This window comes from Nocardia sp. JMUB6875 (genome assembly GCF_041154655.1).
In the GTDB taxonomy this organism is placed as follows: Bacteria; Actinomycetota; Actinomycetes; order Mycobacteriales; family Mycobacteriaceae; genus Nocardia.
This window is the reverse complement of record NZ_BAAFGR010000015.1, coordinates 1-21,718: the sequence shown is the minus strand read 5'-3', so window position 1 is coordinate 21,718 and position 21,718 is coordinate 1. Positions and strand designations below refer to the sequence as shown.

The following is a 21,718-nucleotide window of genomic DNA, read 5'->3' as shown; positions in this document are numbered from 1 at the left end:
CAAAGAATATTGGTTATTGCAGGTAGACCGCTATCGCGTCGACCAGGCAGTGGCGTGCGTCGGTCAGCTCTGCGCTCGAGGACAGGCGGCGCTCGTTATTGATGCCGCGCATGGCCATTGGGATCAGGGACCGGACGCTGGCCACCTTGTGCGGGTCCAAAGCCAGGTCTGCCAGCGAATATTCGAAGGCCTTCAGCCAGGCGTCCTCGTACGCGGCCATGGCCGCCGCGGTCAGCGGGAAGGCGGCGAGACGCTCGGCCTGATCGTTGGGCAGTCCCGCGCGCAGCGCCTCGACCGCCCGCCCGATGGGGGTGTCCAGGATGGTCCAGATGGCATCGACCATCTGCCACACGCGCTCTCGGATCGAGCCCGTGATCTGCGGCCACACCTCGGGACTGCTCGCGCCGGTGCGATCGGTCAACTCGACCAGCACCCCGGCCCAGAGCCCATCGATATCCCCGAACTGATGCTTCAAGGTGCCCCAGCTGACCCCGGCCTCCTTGGCCACCCGGTTCGCCGACAGGGGTTCACCCGATCCGTCGGCGAGACACCCGATGGCGACCTCGAGCAGCCGCTGCCGGGTCTCGCGCCCCTTCCGATTGAGGCGAGTCCCCGCCGCGGACTGCATTGTCGACCCCACTTCGGCCACCGCCACTTCCATCCCGCGAGCCTCGAGATCCCGGAACCTCCGACAGTCGTCTCGCCTGTCGACGATAGCGGTGAGTTGCCGGCCGGTCCGTGCGCGGACCAGCAACACGCGTCTCGGGTCAAGGCGCGATCCACATCCGGCGCGGCTGCGAACACAATGAAAACACCCATGCCGCTTGGTGTTCAGCGAAGGTGCACGCGATGCTCGAACTCATCCGCCTGGCCGATACCTTGAAACACGTCCACCAACTGCCACCGCCCCGCGGTATCGAGTCGGCCGAATTCGATCCGTTCACCGGACTCGCCCGCGGAATCGCCGCCGCACCCGATCTCGATATCGAGGATCGACGATGGCTGCACGGCTATCTCGCGGAGCTGCAGGGCCGCTGGAGCGGCCTGCCCGAAGGCAGATCCTCGTGCGTCATCCGCGGGGCGACCCGCATCGATGGCGTCCTCACCGGCGAGGACGACTGCGCGACCCCGCTGAATTCCGAACCCACCACGCTCGGCCCCCCGGAATGGGATCTGGTCCCGATTGCGATGGCGTACTGGTCTTTCGGCTGGCTGAACACAACCCAATACGTGACCTTCTGCCAGACCTACGGCCAAGACGTCGCCCGCTGCGGCCGCTTCTATCTCCTTCGCGACATCCAAGAATTCGCCATGACCATCGCCGCCATCCAACCCGCCACCCGCCATCCAACCCAAGCCACCCGCCGACTCGCCTGCATCCGCGGCGACATCGGCCCCCGCCCCTGGCCCGGCTGGCTCCCGATCAACCGCTGACCTCGGCCGCGGCCTGCTCCAGTACTCCCATGGCCGCTGCCGCGCCGTCGCCGCGCGGCCACAGGATGGCCAGTCTGGATATCCCGAGTTGTGCGTAGCGGCCGACGGCGTCGCGGAATGCCTCGACCGAGGCCAGCGGGCGCTCGTCGCCGTAGCCGAGTACACACAGTGGTAGTAAATCCAGCCGGCGCCTGGGCCCAGTTCTTCGGCCCGCTGCCACTCCGCACGCATGATCGGCCACGGCGAATCGGGCCACATGATCGCATCCAGTTCCATTCCGTCAGAGCCTATGCCGCGACCTGCGGGCGCGGTCGGGGGCGCGCCGTTGGCGGGCGATCAGCGTGCGGTCGGTCGGTTTCGCTATCGCGATGCGGGGGTTCGGGATTCACCACTGCGCGCCAGATGGACGGAGCGTGGAGTTCGCGGAGGCGCAGGCCCGCGATGCGGGTGAGGATCAGGCCGATGGCCAGGGCGGCGAGGGCCGAGATCGCGCCGCCGGCGGCGAAGCCGATGCGGGCGCCGTAGGTGTCGGTGAGCCAGCCGACCAAGGGTGCGCCGATCGGGGTGCCGCCGGTGAAGACCATCATGAACAGTGCCATGACACGGCCGCGCATGGCGGGATCGGTGGCCATCTGGATCGAGGAATTGGCGGTCACGTTCACGGTCAGGCCGGCCATGCCGATCGGGATGAGCAGGAGCGCGAACAGCCAGAAGGACGGGGTCATCGCGGCCACGACCTCGAGCAGGCCGAAGATCAGCGCGGCGGCGACCAGCATGCGCAGGCGGGACGTGGCGCGGCGGGCCGCGAGCAGGGCACCGGCCAGCGAACCGGCCGCCATCAGCGAGTTGAGCAGGCCGTATGTCTGTGCGCCGGAATGGAAGACGGTGTGGGTGAAGGCCGTGAGCCAGATCGCGAAGTTGAATCCGAAGGTGCCGACGAAGCCGACCAGCACGATCGGCCAGAGCAGTTCGGGGCGGCCCGCGACATAGCGCAGTCCTTCGCGCAACTGGCCCTTGCCGCGCGGCGTGCGCTCGACCTCGCGCAAATCGGCCGTGCACATCAGCAACAGTGCCGCGATCGGGGCCAGGAAGGACAGCCCGTTGAACACGAAGGCGTATCCGCTGCCGACCGCCCCGATCAGCACGCCCGCGACCGCGGGGCCGACGAGCCGGGCGGACTGGAAGTTGGCGGAATTCAGGCTGACCGCGTTCGCCAGCTGATCCGGGCCGACCATCTCGGAGACGAAGGCCTGGCGGGCCGGGTTGTCGACGACGGTGACCAGGCCGAGCACGAAAGCCGTTGCGTAGACATGCCATACGTGCACGTGACCGGTGAGGGTGAGCACGCCCAGCGCGAGTCCGGTTGCGCCCATCGCGGATTGGGTGAACACCAGCAGCGGCCGCTTGGGCAACCGGTCCACCAGCACGCCGCCGTAGAGCCCGAACAGGAGCATGGGCAGGAACTGCAGCGCCGTCGTGATACCAACCGCGGCCGCGGATCCGGTAAGGCTGAGCACCAGCCAGTCCTGCGCGATCCGCTGCATCCAGGTGCCGATATTGGAAACCACCTGACCGGTGAAGAACAAGCGGTAGTTGCGATTTCGCAGGGAACCGAAGGTGCTGCGCGGGGGAGTGTCGCCGGGTTCGTATCGGATATCGGACTGGGGCGCTACAACTCCCGGCCTCACAGGTCTGCCTCCTACGGTTCGACGAACTACAGGTGCGTGGGCACGCGTCCTGAACCGCTACCGCCCGACGGAGGTGAAACAGCCGACGTCTGGCAGACGTTCGGACTCGGAAATCGCCAGCTCCGCGAGAGCATCGACAGCGGCGCGTATGCGGCCCGGCAGGCGGAGATCCCGCACCAGCCGCCGCAGGAAGGTCGGCGATCGGATCGTTGAACGAGAGCGCGAACGCTCGGGTTGCGGGACAGGCCCTACGACGTCGTCGGCGTGGCCGGGAAGCCCAACACTTTCCTTAGCCTAATCAATTGGCTGCTTAGTTACCAGCAAATTACGAGAAGCTCACAGCAACCTCTCGGGGCGACTGTTGGGTGGATCACACCGGGCCACCCCGCGACATAACCATCCCCTTGACCCACAACGCCTCAGTCGAAATAGATGTCGCGTTGGGAAGCGGCGGGGTCGGGGCCGAAATTGGCGGCCATGATGGCGGCGAAGATGCGCATGAGGTCGCGCGGGCGGTTGAGGTCGAGGTCGAGTAGGTCGGCTATTTTGCGGAGGCGGTTGAGCACCGTGTTGGAGTGGACGTGCAAGACCGCGGCGGCCGCGTTGGCATTGCACTGGTGCCAGATGTAGGCCTCCAGCGTCTCGCGCAGCACCGGGTCGATATCCAACGGGGACAAAAGGTTTCGCTGTAGCCGTGTCACCCGCGTCGGTCGGCTGAGCTGGTATTCGACGGCCAGATCGCGGAATCGCAGGACCCCGGAGCTGCGTTGCCCGTACTGCGCCACGCTCAGCAGGTCCTGCACCTCCACGACGGCGACCGGAATGTCCTCGACGGCGGCGCGATCGACCGCGAACAACACCGGTGCACCTACACCGCGCTGGACGGCCAGAAGTTCACGCTCCAGTTTGGCGAAGCATTCCTCGATCGGTAGCTCGCGGCCGTCCTCGAACGGATCGGTGATCGGAATCAGCGCGACACCGCCCGAGTGGATGACGGTGCGCAAGGTGGTGCCGCGGCCCGCCCGGTCGAGTTCGCGTTCCAGCCGCCGGGCGGCCCGGCGAGCCGCCACGGTGGTGGCGACCTCGCCGGATGCCGCGAGCTCCGCCTGGACGCGAATCGCTATCACCCAGTACGTCGTTGCGAGTGCCAGACCGAAGCGCTGCGCGGTGGCGGCCGGATCGGTACCCGCGACCAGGGCCTGGTACAGCATCTTCCGGTCGTGATCGGCGGCCGGCAGCGGCGCCTCGTCCGCGCCGTAACCGCGCAGCACGGCGGCGACGGCCTCGCGTAGGTAGCGGTGCACGAGGACACCGATCTGCACCAGAGAGGCCTCGTCTCCGGTGGCGGCCGCGGCGTCGGTGATCGCCTGCCACCACACCTGCCCGGCGACGTGATAGGCGGCGACGATGTCGGCCAGCGGGAGCCGCTCCTCAGCGCGGTTGCGCGCCGACTCCTCGATCTCCGCGAACGCCGCCGGCTCGGGCAGTTCGCCGGATCGGATCATGACGATCAACAACTCGATGTTCTTGCGGGTCACGCGCTTGATGTCACCGGCCATCGCCTCTTCGGGCAAGGCCCGGTAGGTCGCGAGTTGCCGCCTGGCCTCATCGAGAGTCGCCGACACCAGCGCATTGGTCCCCTGGGCTAGCCGATCGGCTAGCCGGACCCACTTGGTTTCCAGCACCGTTGCCGGTGAGGGCTGCGACTCGCGGACCACAGTGATTCAGACTAGCGAACGGTCTATCCGACGCCGAAGACCATGAGGAATGTACCGATAATTCTCGCGATAATGCCCAGGATCCTGCACATTGGCTACGCTCCGGTTTTGTTTGTTGAATCTTGTTTGTGCGGGGGAGATATGGGCTCGATGTCGATCTGAATTGCCCCTTTGCCCACCGATCGCAAAATCAGCCAGCAGGCCGGCGTCAGGGCGAAGATGATGAGATACCCGAGAACAGTGGCGATGTAAGCCATAGAGAAACCTCCATGCAGGTTGCAGTGCGTCCATCGTGGGTCATCTCCCGGCAGAAATGTCAGTGGCCGGTCACATAGCTGGCGCCATTTCTTGTGTGCGCGGACAACGCCGAAGGTGTGGCCGGGCCATACCGTAGTGGTGCACCGGGTCGGCGACTGACGCCATTCGAATACACGACAAAGTGGTCGTGGATATTCGCCTGTCAGCTATAACATCGGGAGGATTCGACATGCGATTTCTAGTCCCCACAGTAGTTTTCGGCGCCGCGTTGGCCGTCCTGGGGCCCAGTGCGATCGGCCATGCCGCTCCGGCTCCGGAGACGTTCGGGCCGACCGGATCCGGGAATCTCCGAGTCGGCATGGGCATTGCGGAAGCTGTGCTGACCGGAGATATCACCGACGTCGCTTGGTTCGATAACGCCAAACTCGATCCGTTCGCGTGTCACTCCTTCAGGACCCGCTTCGGTACCTCCGGCAGTTTCAATCACGGTGAGATCGTGGAGATCTCGTTGCCTGCCGCGGCCAGCACGCCGGAAGGCATCACGGTGGGTTCCACGCGGGATCAGGTCCGTGCCGCCTACCCCGACCTGTACATCGGAATCGACACCAGCTCCGTACGCGTGCCGGGCAACCCCGCCTTCAAGTACGGCATCGGCGGGATCTCGGCCCAGCAGGCTTCCGGCCAAACTGTCAACGCCCTGACGATCTTCAAGGCCCATACAGATATCTGCCGCCAATGAGTGGCGCTGTTCGATGAATCTGTCACTCGCGCGGCTGGAGGTTCGTCCAACCGCCGCCGTCGGGTCCCTGGACGGTCTTGGAGGTTATGCGTCTTCGAACGACATGTGATGGCGATTACATTTGCACCTTCCATCGCATTACTCGCCAGCTGAGGGAACATCCATGTTCGAACCCGACCTCACACGCAGGCCCATCGCGCGCGGGGGAACATGGCTGTCACTCGCGGTGAGTCTCGCCGCGCCACTGTGTGTGCTGATGATCCTTGTCTGCCACGCCCTATGAACCAATGACGCGCGGTCTGTAGATCACATTCGAACGCCGATGTGACCATCTCACGGGCGACTGTGCCGTCCATCCCATCCCATTGCCGACCAGCGGTGCGGAATCTTACGCTCGCGATTGGTCCACTGTTTCCTCCGAACGACGAAGGGCGGTTCATCATGGTCACGCTCATCCTCGCGGGCATTGCGACAGCAGGAGTGTTCGCGTTCTTCCACGACCGCAACAATATGGACTTCCGCGCACGCGAGATCTCTGAATACCGCGGCGGGAAGTAGCACCCGGGCCCTTGCCTACTCCCGCTGAGGTTCTTCTCTTCCGACGGGAAGGCCCAGCAGGAGTTTGTGCGTGCGTGTGCGTAGGCGCTGCAGGTGGATTGTGTAGGGGTGGCCCGTTTTTCGGTTCCGGAGATGGAGCGCGGGGGAGGGCCGGGATTGGTAGACGTGGCCGGTGGTCCACAGGCGGTGGAAATCGGGATTAGGAGCCAGCGCCCGCAGCAGGGGTGACGTCAGGTCGTTGGTGACGGAGCGGGCGGCGCAGGCTCGGAACCGGCCGACCATCTGGTCGGCTTCGCGTTCCCATTCCTCCATGACCAGACGTGCTCGCGGGTCGGTGAACATCCAGGTCAGTGCATTGCCCTTGGCAGGCAGGCCGGGGAAGGCCGCTTCGAACGCGGTGTTGCTGGCCAGGATTTGCCAGCCGCGGTCCAGGACGGCCGCCGGGTGGGGCGTCAGGGCATCGAGGTCGGTCTCCAGCAGGGCGTCGTCGACGTCACAGGACGACGAGGCGTCCGGGATATGTTGCTGGGCAAGGTGATAGAGGTGGCGACGCTCGTCGGGGGTCAGGGTCAATGCCTCGGCCAGGGCATCCAGCACCGAGGGGCTGGGGTTGCGGGCTTCACCCTGTTCGATCTTCGCCAAGTAGCCCACGCTGGAGTGGATGGCGGCCGCGAGTTGCTGGCGACTCAGGCCGGAGGAGTCGTCGGGGGTGGGGCGCAGGCGGCGGGCGCGAACGAACTCGGCAAGGCTGGGGGGCTGTAGATCGTCCATCGTGTTCAATCCTGCTGAGTCGTTTCGCCTTTCGCCACTTCGACCAGAGCGGCCGCCCCGCGCGCGATGCGGGCGGCGGCGTCGGCGAGGGCGGGTTGGCCGATATCGAGCCAGGCGATCACCGCGTCGAGAATGTAGGCGGGGATGACGGCGGCGGCCCAGTCCTGCCAGGGTCCGGCCGGGACGGCCTGGGTCAGGTAGCGCTGGGCGATCAGGACGGAGTAGCCGCGCACCATGTCGCTCACATCGTGAAAATCGGGTTCCCGCACGGCATGTCGGAAGAGCAGGCGGAAGGCGTCCGGATCGGCGGCCGCGGCGGCGAGTAGCGCGGGGATGCTGGTGCCGTCAGGGGTGTCGGTGCCGACCGCGTCGCCGAGCCGGGTGTAGGCGCGTTCGAGGGCGGCTCGGTAGAGGTCCGCCTTGGAGTCGAAGTGCCGGTAGAGGATCACGTGCGAGACCCCGGCCTCGGCCGCGATCTGATCGAGTCCGGTACCCGCGAATCCATTGGCCGCCACCGCCCGCGTCGCCGCATCGAGCAGCTGCTCGCGGCGCTCGGCGCGGGGCATGCGGCGGGTGGGCTCGGGTGCCGTCGGGGGCCGAGTTCGATTGGGTGGCACGGATTCACCTCCTTGTTCGGGTGGAATGGTACAACCGCTTATGTTTAAGTGAGATTGTACAAGTGCGTGTAAAGGTAGGAGCGTTCATGACCACCGAAACCGAGACCACCACTCCCTCCGCGGCCCAGGTGCCGCGCTGTCCGATGTCGGAAAGCGCTGCCGCGGAGCCGATTCGACGAGTCGCGACGCCCACCGGCGATCCGGCCTGGCAGGTGTGCGGCTACCACCTGGTCAAGGACCTGTTCACCGATGCCCGGCTGGGCCGCGCGCATCCGACGCCGGCCACCGCTCCGCGCTCCTCGTACTCGGTCTTCTTCGGCTCGCCGCTGGGCAACTTCGAGACCGAGCCCGAGGACAACGCCCGCATGCGACAGCTGCTCAACCCCTTCTTCTCGCCCCGCCGAATGCGCGAATTACGGCCTCGCGTAGAGAAATTCACCAGCCGGCTGCTCGACGACATGGCCGCCGCGGGTGGTCCCGCCGACCTGCACGCCGCCCTCGCCGTCCCGCTCCCGCTGCTGGTCATCACCGAATTGATCGGCGTCCCGTACTCGGACCGGGAAATGGTGCGAGAGTGGACCGCCGCGCTCTTCGACAAGTACGACGCCGCCAAATCGGCCCAGGCCGGGGCGGAATGGTTCGCCTACAGCAAATCGCTGGTGGAGCAGCAGCGGCGCACGCCCGGCGGTACGGGCGTGCTGCCGAGCCTGTGCGAGGTCGAGGGTCTCAGCGATGATGTGATCGCCACGCTCACCCTGTCGCTGCTGCTCGCCGGTCACGAGACCTCGGTCGTCGAAATCGGTTTGGGTGCACTGGCTTTGCTGCAGAACCCCGAACAGTGGGAATTGCTGGTCTCGCGTCCCGAACTGGTGCCCGACACCGTGGACGAACTGCTGCGGTTGCACAAATCCACCGGGTTCGCCCGGTATGCCCGCACCGATTTCGAGGTCGAGGGCGTGCCCATCGCGAAAGGCGAACTCCTCCTGCTGGATGTGGATTCGGCCAATCACGATCCGACGGTCTTCACCGATCCGCGCAGCCTGAACATCACCCGCGGCGAGGCGCAGCATCTGGGCTTCGGCTACGGCCCGCGCTACTGCCTGGGAGCGCCGCTCGCCCGGGTCGAACTCGAAGTCGTCTTCGAACAGCTCATTGCGCGGTTCCCGAACCTGCACCTCGCCGTCGACCCGGCCGAGCTGAACTTCCGCACCGACGTCGCGACCAATGGCGTGACCGAACTGCCGGTCGCATGGTGAGATTCGCGGCGGCGGGGGTGACATTGGGCCTGGCGGCCGGGCTGCTGCACGCGGGTTCGGCGGTGGCCGAGCCGGTTTCGTGTGCGCCCGCGCGCTCGGAGGTGATGTCGGCGGCCGAAACGCCGGACCTCGACTGGGCCGAGGGCCTGGGCTACGACGGGAACGGCGACCTGTGGGTCACCCGCGTCCGGCGCAACGAGGTGCAGCGCTACGACGCTACTGGGCGAATCACCGCGACGGTCGCCGTGCCTTCGCCGGGTGCGATCAAGCTCGGCCCGGACGGGAGAATGTATGTCACCTACGGCAATTCGCTGTCCAATCTGACGCCGGGCTCGAGCGGTGGCGGTGTCGTGCGCATTGACCCGGATGCGGCCGCACCGACCGCCGAACCCTTCGCCGACGGCCTCGGCATGGCCAATGGCCTGGCCTTCGGCCCCGGCGGCGAACTCTATGTCGCCGATACCTCGGCCGGGATCATCCGCATCCGCCCCGACGGTTCCGTGGACCGCGAATGGTCTTCACTCGCCAGGAATTTCGGCGCGGACGGGCTCGCGAGCGACGGCGACGCGCTCTACGTCACCCTGTACCTCAGCCCCACCGGACGCGTACTGCGCGTGCCGATCGCCGACCCCGCCCACCCTGCGATCGTGGCGGACCTGGCTGCCACGATCGGATTGCCCTCCCTGCCCGATGATTTGGCGCGCACGGGGGATGGCTCGCTCTACGACGCCACGACCACCGGCCACCTGGTGCGCATCGACCCCGCCACCCATGCCGCCTGCACCGTGCTGACCGGTGGCGGCATGACAGCGGTCGCCGTGCCACCGGGCTCCTACCACGACCTGCTGGTCGCCACCACGCGCGGCGACCTGCTGCATGTCCATCTCGATTCGTGAACCGACGACCCCACAGCAAGTTTTCATCTTTTGAAGGAGTCCGTGATGACCGCGGAACCGCTGCCCCAGACCTGTCCCGTCACCGCTGCCATCCAGCGCACCACCACATCCCTCGGCCACGATGCCTGGCTGGCATCCGGCTACACCCAGGTCCGCACACTCTTCAGCGATCCCGGCTTCGGCCGCTCGCACCCCACGCCCGAGACCGCCTCGCGCGATTCGGAATCGATGTTCTTCGGCGGCCCCACCGGCGATTTCGACACCGAACCACACGACCAGGCCCGGCTGCGTGAGCTGGTCGTGCCCTACTTCTCACCGCGCCGCATGCGCGATATGCGCCCGCACATCGACGAGCTCACCAAGGGGCTGCTCGACGACCTCGAGGCGCACGGCTCCCCGGCCGACCTGCGCGCCCTGGTGGCATCGCCGCTGCCCATGCTGGTCATGTGCGAACTGCTCGGGGTGCCCTACGCCGATCGCGAGCAATTCCGTTCCTGGACCGAAGGGGTCGCTGACAAGCACGACAACGAGAAGGTGGGTGCGGGCATCGCCGGCCTCTTCGGCTACTTCGGCGAACTGGTGGCGCGCAAGCACCGTGAGCCCGGGGACGACATCATCACCCACCTGATCGAGCGGGGCGATGTCAGCGACAACGGCGTCGCCACCCTGGGCATGGGGTTGCTGTTCGGCGGGCACGAATCGACCGTCGTCGAAATCGGTTTGGGTGCGTTGAATCTGCTGCGCAATCAGGATCAGTGGCGACGACTGGTGGATGATCCGGGGCTGGTGCAGTCAGGCGTCGAGGAGCTGCTGCGGGTGAACGACGCCATCCGCATCCCGCGCTACGCCCGTGCGGGTGTGGAGATCGAGGGCGTGGCGGTGGGGGCCGGTGAGCTCGTGCTGCTCGACATCACCGCCGCCAATCACGACCCGGACGTCTTCCCCAATCCCGACAGCGTCGATCTGACCCGTTCGGGCGCAACGCATGTCACCTTCGGGTATGGCCTGCGGCACTGCATCGGCGCACCCCTGGCCCGGGTGGAGCTGCAATCTGTGTTCCAGCAGCTGGCGATCCGGTTCCCGACGCTGCGGCTGGCGGTCGCGCCGGAGGAGATCCGGATGCGCACCAGCACCTTCACCGGCGGCGTGGAGGAGCTGCCCGTCATGTGGTGAAAACCGTTGGGGTACGGGCTTGTTAGGCTGCTGCCGGTCGTTCGTCTGACAGGAGCCGATTGTTCATGCCCTATGCCATCTCCGCGGGGGCGCAGGTGTTCTTCACCGACAGCGGGGGCGAGGGTCCGGCGGTGGTCCTCGGGCATCCGTTCCTGATGGATCATGAGGTGTTCGACCAGGCGGCCTCGTCCTTCCGGCGGCACACCGAGGAACTCGGCACCCGCTACCGGGTGGTCGCCATCGATGCGCGGGGGCACGGTGAAACCCGCAGCGGCGATACGCCTTTCAGCTCGTGGGATCTGGCCCGTGACGCCTGGGCGGTGGTGGATCACCTGGGTATCGACCGCGTGGTGGCCGGTGGCCTCGACCTGGGTGGATTCATCGCCCTGCGGATGGCGCTGCTGGCCCCGCCACGCTGCGCCGGGCTGATACTCATCGGCACCTCCGCCGAGTCATACACCCCGGCGCAGCGGGAGGGCTATCGGCAGGTCCTGGACGCGTGGACCGGGACCGCGCCGCTCGAGGCGATCGCGAAAATGGTTGCGGGGCTGACGATCAGCGCCAACCGTGACGATTATGCGCGCTGGCTGCAGAAGTGGCTCGATGGCGACCGGCGGCGAGTGTCGAAGGCCGTCGACAGCCTGATCAATGTGGATTCCATCGTCGAGCTGTTGGGCGATATCGACTGTCCCGCTTTGCTTGTGCGCGGCGCGGCGGATCCCGCGTTCAGCCAGCAGACCATGCGCGTCCTGGAGGCCGGTCTCGGCGGGCCCACCGAATTCCGCACCATCGAGGGGGCCGCGCACACCGTCATGCTCACGCACGGCCCCGAGGTGAACGCGCTCATCCTGCGTTTCCTCGATTCACTGCGGCTCTGATCCCGTTCGGGGTGCCCCCGCGCGAGGGGTACCCCTGGCCAGGGGGTGGGCAGTACCCGGGCCGGTGAGACTATTGCCCGGACAACCCGCGCGCCTGTTGTATTTTTCTCGGCACCGTCGCCACTTCTTCACCTCGAGTACAGGTAGTGGGGTAGAACCATGTCGATTTCCTTTTTGTTCGGTGGCCAGGTAAGCCTGACGGCCGAGACTATCGACGAATTCGCGCGAGCCTGCCCGGCCGTGGGTATCGCGTACGAACAGGCCGCGATCGCGACCGGAATTCCCCTCGATAACTTGCGGGCGCGCATTCCCGAATCCGAATACCCGGAGACATCGAACGATTCGGGCGAGGACGGCCACAGTATCGGCGCGCTCCGGCAGGCCGCCTTCGCGCTCGGGTGGCGGAGGAACTGGCCGGGCGCGGGTTGCGGCCGGAGGCCGCGGGCGGTCTGAGCCTCGGCGCGCTCATCGCCACCTGTGTGGCTGGATCCGTGGCCCGGGACGAGCTGTTCGGGCTGCTGCACCGGCGGCGATTGGTGCCGCTGCCGGAGGATGTTGCGGCACAGGGCATGGCACTGATGTACACACCGGTCTCCGATGCGCCGAAGAACTATTACGGCAAGCGACGGCCGGGGGTGTATCTCGCGGTCGATACCGGGCCGGTCGACGCGGTCATGCGTTCCTTCGTGCTCTCCGGCCATCTGGCGGCGCTGCGGGAAATACTCGCCGAGGTGGAAGCCGATTCGCGGTCCCGGCAGATGTACATTCTCGATGCCTATCAGGGTGCGTTTCATTCGCCGCTGCAACAGCACGCGGTCGACTTCATGCGGGAATTCGTGGAAGGCATGATATTTCGCGATCCGCGTATTCCGGTGTGCTCACCGGCGCGGCAGCGGGCGCTCCGATCGGCCGAGGAGGTCAAGCATTTCGTGCTCACACACAATCTGCTCCCCGCACGCTACGAACCGCTCATCGCGGAGATGGATCTGCTCGGCATGACCGGTGGCTTGGTACTCGGCCCGGGATTGCCCGCGCCCGCGGTGCAACCGTTCCCGGTCGAGGTGATCGCCGAACCGGCCGATCTGGACCGGCTGCCGGCCATCGCACGGCGGCTGTCCGGACTGTCGGCGGAGGTGGCATGACGCGCTTCACCGATCGCCGGGTACTCGTCACCGGTGCGAGTTCCGGTATCGGACAATCGATCACACTCCGCCTACTCGCCGAAGGGGCGACAGTCTGCGGGGTCGCCCGCACGCCCGCCGCCCTGGAGCGGACGGTCGAACTGGCCCGGGAACGGGCAGTGCACGAGCGGCTGCGTATCGAAACCCTCGATATCGCGGACGAATCCGCCGTGGAACGGGTGGTGCCCAAGGTCGTCGCCGAGCTCGGTGGACTCGACGTGCTGATCAACGCGGCCGGGATAGTCCGGATGTCGCATGTGCACGAGACCAGCAGCGCGCTGTGGAACGAAGTGCTGGGCACCAATCTCACCGGCGCGTTCCTGGTAACCCGCAGCGCACTACCGGCCCTCCTGGAGTCTCCCCGCCCGGTCGTGGTGAACATCAGCTCGAACGCCGCCGCCTACGCCGCCCCCTACCGCGCGGCCTACGCCGCCAGCAAGGGCGGCCTCGAATCCTTCACGCGCGCTTTGGCTCTCGAATACAGCAAACAGGGCTTGCGCGCCGTATGTGTCGCCCCCGGCGGCATCGAAACCGCCATGACCTACAGCCTCACCCCACCCATGGACATCGATCCGTCACTACTGTCCAAGATGGCCCCCGCCATCGGCCCTCTGCTCGGTTCACCGGACATGGTGGCCGGTGTGGTCGCCATGCTCGCCTCCCCGGACGCCGAATTCATCACCGGGACGGTGATTCAGGTCGACGGGGGAGCACACATCTGAGGTGTGAGCGCATTCCATTGCGCTGCAAGAGACTCCGTCGGTCAGTGGTCGGTGGCGCGGAGGGGTTCACCGACGTGGTGGAGGTGTTTCAGCGCCTCGCGGTAGGAGGAGATCAGGCTTGTTTCGTAGTAGTCGACGCCGATGTCGGCGCAGTAGGCGCGGACGATCACCTGGGCGTGGCGCAGGTTCGGGGTCGGCATGCTCGGGAACAAGTGGTGCTCGATCTGATAATTGAGCCCACCGAGGGCGAGATCGGTCAAGACCCCGCCGCGCACATTGCGGGAGGTCAGCACCTGCCGGCGCAGGTAGTCGGGGCGGTCGTCGCCGGTCAGGGTCGGCATGCCCTTGTGGTTCGGGGCGAAGATGCATCCCATGTACAGGCCGAACAGCGCTTGGTGAACAACGAAGAAGGCGACGGCCTTGTCAGCGGGCAGCACCAGAAACAGCGCGGCCAGATAGGCGGTGACGTGAAGAAAGAGCAGCGCGCCCTCCAGCGCGCGGTGCTTGAGAGACCGCTTTCCGAGCGCACGGATGCCGGCCACATGCAGGTTGAGGCCCTCCAGCAACAGCAGGGGAAAGAACAGAAAAGCCTGCGACCGCCCGATGATTCGAGCCAGACCACGGCTGGCCCGCGCCTGCCGTTGCGACCAGACCAGAATGTCGGGCGCGACATCAGGGTCGAGTTCCTCGTGGTTCGGGTTGGCGTGATGGCGCGTGTGCTTGTCCTGCCACCAGCCGTACCCCAAACCGATACCCGCGTTGCCGACTATCCGGCCGACGATTTCCGTCGAGCGGCGCGTCCGAAACACCTGACGGTGCGCCACATCATGCATGACGAGCGCGACCTGCGCGAAAGTCACCGCCATGAACGCCGCGACCGCGAGCGTCCACCACGAGTCACCGACCAGGACGAACGCCGCGCAGCCGGCCACGAACGCGAACCCGACCAGGCTCAGCCGGATTACGTAATAGCGTGGACGCCGCTCCATCAATCCCGCCTCGGAGACCCGGCGCAGGAGACGAGCGTAATCACGGCCGGCTCCGTTTCGCGATGACGGCGGAGCGGGTTCGGGAACCAAGGCAGAGGTCTTCATGAGATCTTTCCTGAGAGCTGAATCGGCGAGGCCACCGTCGCACGGAAATCGGTGCGGGGAAGGACGATTCGACGCTATCGACAGGATTCTCGTTCGATGTAATACCTCGGTATGGCACGGAATAGCACCGTGGCGTGAGGCGAGTGCACGATCGCGCTCCCCGACCTCGCGCGCGTCGGGGCCGTACCACCCGCGCCGGTGCCGTTTCCGGCACCGGCGCGGGTGGTGAGTGCGGGCTGATCTCAGCTGTTCTGCCAGAAGTGCTGGGAGAGTTCGCGGCGGGTGGCGCGGGCCTTGCGGTCGGTGAAGTCGCGGATGCCTGCCGCTTCGAGTGCGAAGGGCTGGATCGGCACCTCAAAGGCCAGTGCGCCGGAGATGGGTAGGTCGGCGCCCTTGTTCATGATGAATTTTGTGCGGCGCACCGTGGTTGGGTGTTTGGCAAGCATGACGTCGGTGAGCGCCGCAACTTCGGTGTCGAGGTCATCGGGGGCGCAGATACGGTTGACGAGGCCGTGGCGCTCGGCCTTGTCGGCGGCGAAGAGCGCGCCGGTCAGGTTCCACTCCTTGGCTTTTCGGGTGCCGACGGCGCGGGCGAGGCGGGAGGTGCCGCCCCATCCGGGCGTGATGTCCCAGTCGATTTCCGGCATGCCCCAGCGGGTGCGGTCGGTGGCGATGACGAAGTCGCAGACGAGTGTCAGTTCGAGTCCGCCGCCGGTGCACGCCCCGTCGACGGCTGCGATCGTGATCGGTGTCAGGTCCTCGATGATCTGCACTGTCTCTTGATATTTGCGCACCTGCCAGTACGGGTCCTCCGGCGTCCAGGTGCCGAATTCGGCAACGTCGTCACCGCTGCAGAACGTGTCACCCGCGCCGCGTAGTACGAGGATGCGGCAGTCGCGGTCGTCGCGGACCTCGCGTACGGCCCGGTTCAGTTCATCCGACATCGCCCGGTCGAGGGCGTTGTGCACGTGTGGGCGGTTCAGCGTGATTGTGGTGACTGTCTCGGAGCGGGTGAGGATCAGGTGCTGGTAGTGCTCGCTCATGGCTTCCGGCTTCCGGTTTCGGCGATGACTTGCATAACGAGACTAGGGTGCGGAAGTCTCGTTATGCAAGGGTTGTCGGTAGACTCGGTCCATGCTGCAACGGGACTGTTCGGTGTTTCGCGCGGTTACCGTGATCGGCGACGCGTGGTCGTGGATGGTGTTGCGCGAGGCACTGATTCACGATGTGCGGCGCTTCGACGGCTTCCAGCAACGCCTGGGCATCGCCCGATCGACGCTGACCCTGCGGCTGGAACGGCTTGTCGCGGCGCACATCCTGGAACGGCAAGGCCCGGAATACCTGCCGACCCGGCGTGGTGCGGACTTCCTCGGTTGCCTGCTCGCCGCCCTGCACTTCGGCGACACCTGGTGCACGGAAGATGGAGGGCCACCCCCCGTCGAGGTCATCCATCGCGAGTGCGGTCAGCGGATGCATGCGGTACTCGCCTGCGACAGCTGCCACCGCGCGGTGCTGGCGCGCGAGGTGCGCTTCGATCGCCGGCCCGAGCCGGTGCGTCGTCCGCAGGGCTCGGTCGGCCGGCAACGGATGCCAGGTCTGGACCTGCTCGAACGCAACGGCCCGGATTCGATCGCCCGCACCATGCAGGTCGTCGGCGATATGTGGAGTTCGCTGATCATCCAGGAGAGTTTCTTCGGCACGCACCGATTCGACGACTTCCATCGCAGGCTGGGCATCGCCACAAATATCCTGTCGCACCGGCTGAGTCGGCTCGTCGAGCTGGGCATCCTGACCCAAGCGGATGGATACCACCTCACCGAGAAGGGCCTGGCCCTTTGCCCGGTCCCGCTGGCCATGCTCACCTGGGGTGACCGATGGCTCAGCGACGGCGCGCCGCCGATCACCCTGTCCCACGTGCCGTGCGGGCAACCATTCGCCGCGCTGCTCACCTGTTCCGCATGCCGGCGAGAAGTCGACCGAGGAGACCTCTCGATCGCACTATCGTCATCGCTCGCGCGGTGACGCCCGCCCGCACCGGCAAGGGTGTACGGCGCAGAGCGGATACCGTGCAGAGTGTGACAGTCCGGCCCGTTGCCCCGGGTGGCAGGACTCATCAGTGTGGGCCGCTTGATGATTGGTGGGCCCGCCACTCGCGAGGGGTGATCTTGTGGGTGCGGCGGAACGCTCGGGTGAAGGTGTTGACGTCGTTGAAACCGACGCCATAGGCGATGTCGGCCACCGTGGCGGAGGTTTTGTGTAAGCGGCGCTGCGCTTCGGCGAGGCGAAGTCCGCGCAAATGCGTTGCCGGGCTGTCTCCTGTACGCGCGAACTGCAGTTCGAGGTAACGGCGGGAAACGCCGTGAGCGCTGGCGATTGCGTCGACGTCGAGGTTCGGGTCGGTCAGGTGGCGGCGCATGAACGTGCGCGCGGCGTGCAGGAGCGCCTCGCCGGCCAGTGGTGGCGGGGTGCCGTGACCGTCGGTGTGCTGGCGCAGGAGGGCCGAGAGCAGGTCGGCGACGGTGTCCGCGAGCTGGTTGGCGGTGCCGGTCGGGCAGCCTTCCTTCATGATCCCGGTCAGGACGTGTCTGAGGATTATCAGAGTCGGGGCGTCCAGGTCGATCAGGCGCGCGGTCGAATCTCGGATGACCGCGCCGCGGAGCCTGACACGTGGAACCTGAAGCACCAGTTGGCTTTGCACCGAGTCCAAACGCAGCTCGTAGGGGCGTGCGGTATCGAGAAGGGTGGCGGCGTTCGCGGTCAATCGCGCGGTGCGACCGGCTTGATCAACCCAGCCGGTACCGGTGAGGTGGATCGACAGGAAACGCGTCCCGACGCACCACGACCGGGGTCGAAACGACATGCGAGAGACCGATGTCGGCGAAGGTGCGCTGCGTGATCTCACCCTGGAAGGACTCGTCCGCGTGCACGCGCGTCGGAACGAAAGCGTCGCTGCAAACCTGCGACCAGTTCTCGATCCGGTCTGCCTGGAACGTCCGCACACCGAGACGGCAGTAGACGCGGTCTCCGCCGCCGAATCGCGCGCTGTTCGCGAATCAGCGAAAACCCGTGCGCGCGACGCCGAGATCGCGCGCGAAAGCGCGCCCGTAGCGTGCGAACCATGAGCCAACTCGAAGGACTCGCCAACGTCGTCTATCCGGTGACCGACATCGACGCGAGCGTCGCGGCCTTCACCGCTTTGCTGGGCAGTTGAGTGCGCGACATCGATTATCCGCGCCGACAATCTGGTGGGATCGCCGACGATGACGGAACCCTGCGCCAGCAAAAGTTGGCAATCCGCAAGCGCTGCAAGCTGTTTCCAAGGCTAGCCGGGCGCGATGACGCAGCGGAACCTGTACGGAGTCAAGCGGGTTCGTTGTGTTGGCCTTCGGTGTTGCGGACAGGGAGTCGTGCGGTGACCTGCCAGCCGCCGTCGTCGGTGGGTCCGGCGGCGAGTGCGCCGCCGACGGCTTCGGCGCGTTCTCGCATGCCCATGAGGCCGAAGCCGCCGCGACCTCCGGACGGACTCGCCCGCCCGGGCGGCGGACTGTTCCGTATCTGGACTAGTAGCTGACCATCGCATGTGTCGATGTGGACCGCGACCGTTGTGCCCGGCGCGTGTCTGCGCACGTTGGTCAATGCCTCCTGGACGACCCGCTGTATGGAGGTCGCGACCTCCGGCACCAGCTGAGCTTGGCGCGCCCGGTCGGTGATGTCGAGGGTCGGGTTCAGGTCGGCCGAACGTGCCACCAAGTCGGCCAGCCCCGTGTACAGGTCGTCAGGCCAGATACCGGGTTCTTCGGGTTGTCGGAGCATGCCGACCAAGCGTCGCATCGAATCGAGGGTCTCGATGCTTCCCTTCTCGATGTTCCGCAGTATCTGGTCGACCTGTTCCGGCGCGCTATGGCCGATGGTCCTCGCGGCCTGGACCTGTACGACGATGCCGGTCACGTGGTGCGCGACGAAATCGTGCAGTTCCCGTGCGAGTTCCAGACGTTCGTGCTCCCGCACGGCCGCGACCGTCCGCCTGCGGCGGGCATCCTGGGCGCGCAGATAGCAGCCGAGGACCAGGATCGCGCCTGCGCAGAACGTCAGCACCAAGCACGCGCTGAGAGCGGTGACCCCGTGACCGGTGCGCAGCGGGGCGATGACGATCGCCGAACCCAGCGCCACACACTGCGCCAGGACGGTGGTGACGGGCGTGATATGTCGTGCGGCGAGCATGAGCAACGTCAGCAGGGCTCCGGTCTCCAGCAGGCCCCACGACCAATTGGGGCGATAGTGCGTCAACAGGAAGAACAGCGTCAAGGCCCAGGATCCCGCTATTGCGACAACAACCCTCGCCCACAGCGAGAACCGCCCGGCTGGGGCCAGTACCAGCGTGGCGAACGCTGGCCCGGTCACGACGGGAACGACCGCCGCCGGATTGTGCAGGCCATGGCGAAACAATGTGACGCTGGACAGGTCAACCAGCCAGAGCAGGACAAGAGCCACCCATGCTGTGCCGACGGCGGCCAAATAGGCGTGACGCGAAATTGGCAGGTGAACTGTCACACCGCAAGAATATAATATGCAGAAATTCCAGCGACCATTCCGTGGAAACAAATTTTGCTTTTCGGTCGTCCGGGATGATTTCACGGCCTTACCCATCGGCGACCCTTCCCCGAGTGCCCGAACGGCTCCCCGTCCGCGGTAGCCGCGAGCGGGGAGCCGAATTGTTCGAGGTGTCAGGTCGACTCGTGCGGACCTAACCCACCGCGGCGCCTGTCGCGCCACCGATCGCGCCACCGGCCAACGCGCCCAGACCCGCGCCGGCAGCGGCGCCACCCAAACCACCGGCGACCGCGCCAGCGGCAAGCCCGGTCACACCGAAGAGCCCACCACCGATGACTCCACCGATAACCGCGCCCGGCAAACAACCGATGATCAACGCGGGCAACCCGATCACACACCCCGCTGCCATCCCGACAGCGGCGCCGGCCAGGCCCATCCCCACGCCGGCAGCCAGGGAAGTGCCGACGGCGCCCACACCAGCGCCGAGCCCACCGCCGACCACCGCGCCGTCAGCCGCGCCCAGGCCGGTGCCGAGCACGCCGCCCGCCAGACCTCCGACCACGTCACCCGCCACGTCTGTGACCATGCCGTCCGCGATATCTTCGGCAGGCGAAGCAATCGTGGAGTCCGGGAGGTCCGGGGCATCCTCCATTGCGGACGCCGTGACCGGCGCTGCCTGAGCCGGCGCCGAGACGATCGCCGCAGAGAGCGGAATCGATGCAACCAGCGCGGTCGAAATCAAGGCCTTCTTGAATTTCATCTCTCCACCCTTCTCCATTTCTCGGACTGCTTCGACAATTCCTTCAGCAGCGGGACAAGAAGAAGGTTATTCAATGAATCCAGGGGCTCGCTTCGGCCGAATAGCCGATTTCCGGCGCTCGGCTGATCGGCCGAACGGCCGACCCCTTCGGCCGTTCGGATGGCCTACCCCGCCGAATCCTCAGTTCGGTCGGACCTGACCGGTTTCCCACGCCCACGCCGCTATCTCCACCCGATTGCGGACACCGAGCTTGGCTTGAATATTGCCCAAATGGGCCTTGACCGTCCCCAACGACACCGACAGCCGCTCGCAGATCTCCTGATTGGTCAGCCCACGAGCCACCAGCCTGGCCACATCCAGCTCCCGGTCGGACAGCTGATGAGCACCCGGCGCGGCGGCGTCCAGCGGTAGTGCGGCATCAGGTTCCTGCAAGCGACCGAGTTTCTCCAGCAGTCGCACCGTAATCGACGGCGACACCAGGGCGTCACCGCGATAGGCCGCCCGCACCGCGGCGACCAGCAACTCGGGGCCGGCATCTTTCAGCAGGAAGCCGCAAGCACCGCCGTGCAGTGCCCCGTAGACGTAGTCGTCCTGATCGAACGTGGTCACAACAACCACTCGCAGCGGATCGGTCACCTCCGAACCGGCAAGTAGCCGGGTCACCCCCAACCCATCCAGACCCGGCATCCGCACGTCGACCAGACAGACATCGGGCAGCAACCGTCGCGCCGCCTCCACGCACGCCACACCGTCCCCGACCTCGGCGATCACCCGAATATCCGGCTGCGCCTCGAGTATCAGCCGAAACCCGCTCCGGACCATTTCCTGGTCATCGGCGATCAGGACGCGGATCACCGCCGACGATTCGGCAAGAGACTCGGTACTCGACTCCGACGCTGGGACCGAAGTAGTCACGGCACTGATCTTGCCACCCGGCACTGGAATCGGAGGGTACTGCTTCGTCCCACGAGTCCAGCCCGGCGCCTCGGCGCACGTCCGACCGCAGCATTCCCCCGGCCGGATGTCGCCGGGGATCGCGGCGGTTGAAAGGGCGGACGTGACCGGTCAGCGGTCGATGCTAGCCATGCCGGCTTCGTTGTGGCGGGCTCCCGTGGCTGGCGTGAGTGCCACGCCCATGCACCCGCATCCCGAGTGCTAATCCCCAAGCGCTGCAAGCCGTTTCCGCAAGTCCAGACGTACGCGATGACAGCACGAACAGGTCGGGCTACCGGACAGTCCGGTGGGGGTTCAAAACGGCTTCAGAAACGAATGGTGTGACTTTCGTTGGACCACAAAAGAATTCACATGTCGCTGTGTCCGGAGGGGGACTTGAACCCCCACGCCCTAATACGGGCACTAGCACCTCAAGCTAGCGCGTCTGCCATTCCGCCACCCGGACCGGTGATGCTGGACAAGATTAGCGG

The 21,718-nt window shown here is 66.3% G+C and carries 23 protein-coding genes and 1 tRNA gene; 10 read left to right on the top strand and 14 right to left on the bottom strand.

Translation table 11 applies throughout. The features are described from left to right. Positions 1–13 precede the first annotated feature (13 nt). Complete coding sequence (locus ACAM49_RS06180) at positions 14–661, bottom strand: TetR/AcrR family transcriptional regulator (RefSeq protein ID WP_369634471.1); 648 nt, start codon at positions 659–661, stop codon at positions 14–16. A 188-nt stretch (positions 662–849) separates the two neighbouring features. Here ACAM49_RS06180 and ACAM49_RS06175 point away from each other — a divergent pair, with 188 nt between their 5' ends. Then, entirely contained in the window at positions 850–1,434 is a 585-nt protein-coding gene (locus ACAM49_RS06175; RefSeq protein ID WP_369634470.1) for a hypothetical protein, read from the top strand. Here the strand turns inward: ACAM49_RS06175 and ACAM49_RS06170 are convergent. From ACAM49_RS06170 to ACAM49_RS06155, 4 genes are all read right to left on the bottom strand, one after another. Continuing rightward, positions 1,424–1,690, bottom strand: coding sequence for a hypothetical protein (locus ACAM49_RS06170; protein WP_369634469.1), 267 nt, complete (start codon positions 1,688–1,690; stop codon positions 1,424–1,426). The genes ACAM49_RS06175 and ACAM49_RS06170 overlap by 11 nt on opposite strands. A gap of 31 nt (positions 1,691–1,721) precedes the next feature. Beyond that, positions 1,722–3,122 (bottom strand): MFS transporter, encoded by a 1,401-nt coding sequence (locus ACAM49_RS06165; protein ID WP_369634468.1) that lies wholly within the window; start codon positions 3,120–3,122, stop codon positions 1,722–1,724. A gap of 419 nt (positions 3,123–3,541) precedes the next feature. Next, positions 3,542–4,840 carry a PucR family transcriptional regulator gene (locus ACAM49_RS06160; protein ID WP_369634467.1) on the bottom strand — a complete coding sequence of 433 codons (1,299 nt, stop codon included), beginning with the start codon at positions 4,838–4,840 and terminating at the stop codon, positions 3,542–3,544. Between the two features lie 95 nt (positions 4,841–4,935). Then, a complete protein-coding gene (locus ACAM49_RS06155) occupies positions 4,936–5,097 on the bottom strand; it encodes a hypothetical protein (protein ID WP_369634466.1) in 162 nt (53 codons plus the stop codon). 359 nt (positions 5,098–5,456) lie between these two features. Between ACAM49_RS06155 and ACAM49_RS06150 the strand changes: the two genes are divergently transcribed. Then, complete coding sequence (locus ACAM49_RS06150) at positions 5,457–5,837, top strand: hypothetical protein (protein ID WP_369634465.1); 381 nt, start codon at positions 5,457–5,459, stop codon at positions 5,835–5,837. A gap of 573 nt (positions 5,838–6,410) precedes the next feature. Here the strand turns inward: ACAM49_RS06150 and ACAM49_RS06145 are convergent. Further along, a complete protein-coding gene (locus ACAM49_RS06145) occupies positions 6,411–7,166 on the bottom strand; it encodes a helix-turn-helix transcriptional regulator (RefSeq protein ID WP_369634464.1) in 756 nt (251 codons plus the stop codon). A gap of 5 nt (positions 7,167–7,171) precedes the next feature. Further along, entirely contained in the window at positions 7,172–7,783 is a 612-nt protein-coding gene (locus ACAM49_RS06140; RefSeq protein ID WP_369634463.1) for a TetR/AcrR family transcriptional regulator, read from the bottom strand. 86 nt (positions 7,784–7,869) lie between these two features. Between ACAM49_RS06140 and ACAM49_RS06135 the strand changes: the two genes are divergently transcribed. The 6 genes from ACAM49_RS06135 to ACAM49_RS06110 all read left to right on the top strand — a co-directional run bounded on the left by ACAM49_RS06135 (position 7,870) and on the right by ACAM49_RS06110 (position 13,889). Then, a complete protein-coding gene (locus tag ACAM49_RS06135) occupies positions 7,870–9,039 on the top strand; it encodes a cytochrome P450 (protein ID WP_369634462.1) in 1,170 nt (389 codons plus the stop codon). Then, positions 9,033–9,935 carry an SMP-30/gluconolactonase/LRE family protein gene (locus ACAM49_RS06130; protein WP_369634461.1) on the top strand — a complete coding sequence of 301 codons (903 nt, stop codon included), beginning with the start codon at positions 9,033–9,035 and terminating at the stop codon, positions 9,933–9,935. The genes ACAM49_RS06135 and ACAM49_RS06130 overlap by 7 nt, the downstream gene beginning before the upstream one ends. Before the next feature lie 45 nt (positions 9,936–9,980). Then, positions 9,981–11,108, top strand: coding sequence for a cytochrome P450 (locus ACAM49_RS06125; protein ID WP_369634460.1), 1,128 nt, complete (start codon positions 9,981–9,983; stop codon positions 11,106–11,108). Between the two features lie 65 nt (positions 11,109–11,173). After that, the gene (locus ACAM49_RS06120) at positions 11,174–11,986 is read left to right on the top strand and encodes an alpha/beta fold hydrolase (RefSeq protein WP_369634459.1); all 813 of its coding nucleotides are present in this window, start codon (positions 11,174–11,176) and stop codon (positions 11,984–11,986) included. 398 nt (positions 11,987–12,384) lie between these two features. Next, complete coding sequence (locus ACAM49_RS06115) at positions 12,385–13,128, top strand: hypothetical protein (protein ID WP_369634458.1); 744 nt, start codon at positions 12,385–12,387, stop codon at positions 13,126–13,128. Further along, positions 13,125–13,889, top strand: coding sequence for an SDR family NAD(P)-dependent oxidoreductase (locus ACAM49_RS06110; RefSeq protein WP_369634457.1), 765 nt, complete (start codon positions 13,125–13,127; stop codon positions 13,887–13,889). The genes ACAM49_RS06115 and ACAM49_RS06110 overlap by 4 nt, the downstream gene beginning before the upstream one ends. A gap of 41 nt (positions 13,890–13,930) precedes the next feature. Here the strand turns inward: ACAM49_RS06110 and ACAM49_RS06105 are convergent, their stop codons facing one another. Then, the gene (locus ACAM49_RS06105) at positions 13,931–14,821 is read right to left on the bottom strand and encodes a fatty acid desaturase (protein WP_369634456.1); all 891 of its coding nucleotides are present in this window, start codon (positions 14,819–14,821) and stop codon (positions 13,931–13,933) included. Between the two features lie 404 nt (positions 14,822–15,225). Beyond that, the gene (locus ACAM49_RS06100) at positions 15,226–16,026 is read right to left on the bottom strand and encodes an enoyl-CoA hydratase/isomerase family protein (protein WP_369634455.1); all 801 of its coding nucleotides are present in this window, start codon (positions 16,024–16,026) and stop codon (positions 15,226–15,228) included. 91 nt (positions 16,027–16,117) lie between these two features. On the opposite strand from ACAM49_RS06100, the gene ACAM49_RS06095 reads away from it, so the two are divergent. Further along, positions 16,118–17,005: a winged helix-turn-helix transcriptional regulator gene (locus tag ACAM49_RS06095; protein WP_369634454.1), complete on the top strand. Its 888-nt coding sequence runs from the start codon at positions 16,118–16,120 to the stop codon at positions 17,003–17,005. A 91-nt stretch (positions 17,006–17,096) separates the two neighbouring features. Here the strand turns inward: ACAM49_RS06095 and ACAM49_RS06090 are convergent, their stop codons facing one another. After that, complete coding sequence (locus ACAM49_RS06090) at positions 17,097–17,885, bottom strand: helix-turn-helix domain-containing protein (RefSeq protein WP_369634453.1); 789 nt, start codon at positions 17,883–17,885, stop codon at positions 17,097–17,099. Here ACAM49_RS06090 and ACAM49_RS06085 point away from each other — a divergent pair. Then, entirely contained in the window at positions 17,842–18,105 is a 264-nt protein-coding gene (locus ACAM49_RS06085; protein ID WP_369634520.1) for a hypothetical protein, read from the top strand. The two genes, ACAM49_RS06090 and ACAM49_RS06085, sit on opposite strands and share 44 nt — an antisense overlap. 238 nt (positions 18,106–18,343) lie before the next feature. Here the strand turns inward: ACAM49_RS06085 and ACAM49_RS06080 are convergent, their stop codons facing one another. The 4 genes from ACAM49_RS06080 to ACAM49_RS06065 all read right to left on the bottom strand — a co-directional run bounded on the left by ACAM49_RS06080 (position 18,344) and on the right by ACAM49_RS06065 (position 21,693). Further along, complete coding sequence (locus tag ACAM49_RS06080; RefSeq protein ID WP_369634452.1) at positions 18,344–19,534, bottom strand: sensor histidine kinase; 1,191 nt, start codon at positions 19,532–19,534, stop codon at positions 18,344–18,346. 193 nt (positions 19,535–19,727) lie between these two features. Beyond that, positions 19,728–20,294, bottom strand: coding sequence for a hypothetical protein (locus ACAM49_RS06075; RefSeq protein WP_369634451.1), 567 nt, complete (start codon positions 20,292–20,294; stop codon positions 19,728–19,730). Between the two features lie 180 nt (positions 20,295–20,474). Further along, positions 20,475–21,149, bottom strand: a complete 675-nt coding sequence (locus ACAM49_RS06070) for a response regulator (RefSeq protein ID WP_369634515.1) — start codon at positions 21,147–21,149, stop codon at positions 20,475–20,477. A 459-nt stretch (positions 21,150–21,608) separates the two neighbouring features. Then, positions 21,609–21,693 (bottom strand) — tRNA-Leu (locus ACAM49_RS06065). Between the last annotated feature and the right edge of the window lie 25 nt (positions 21,694–21,718).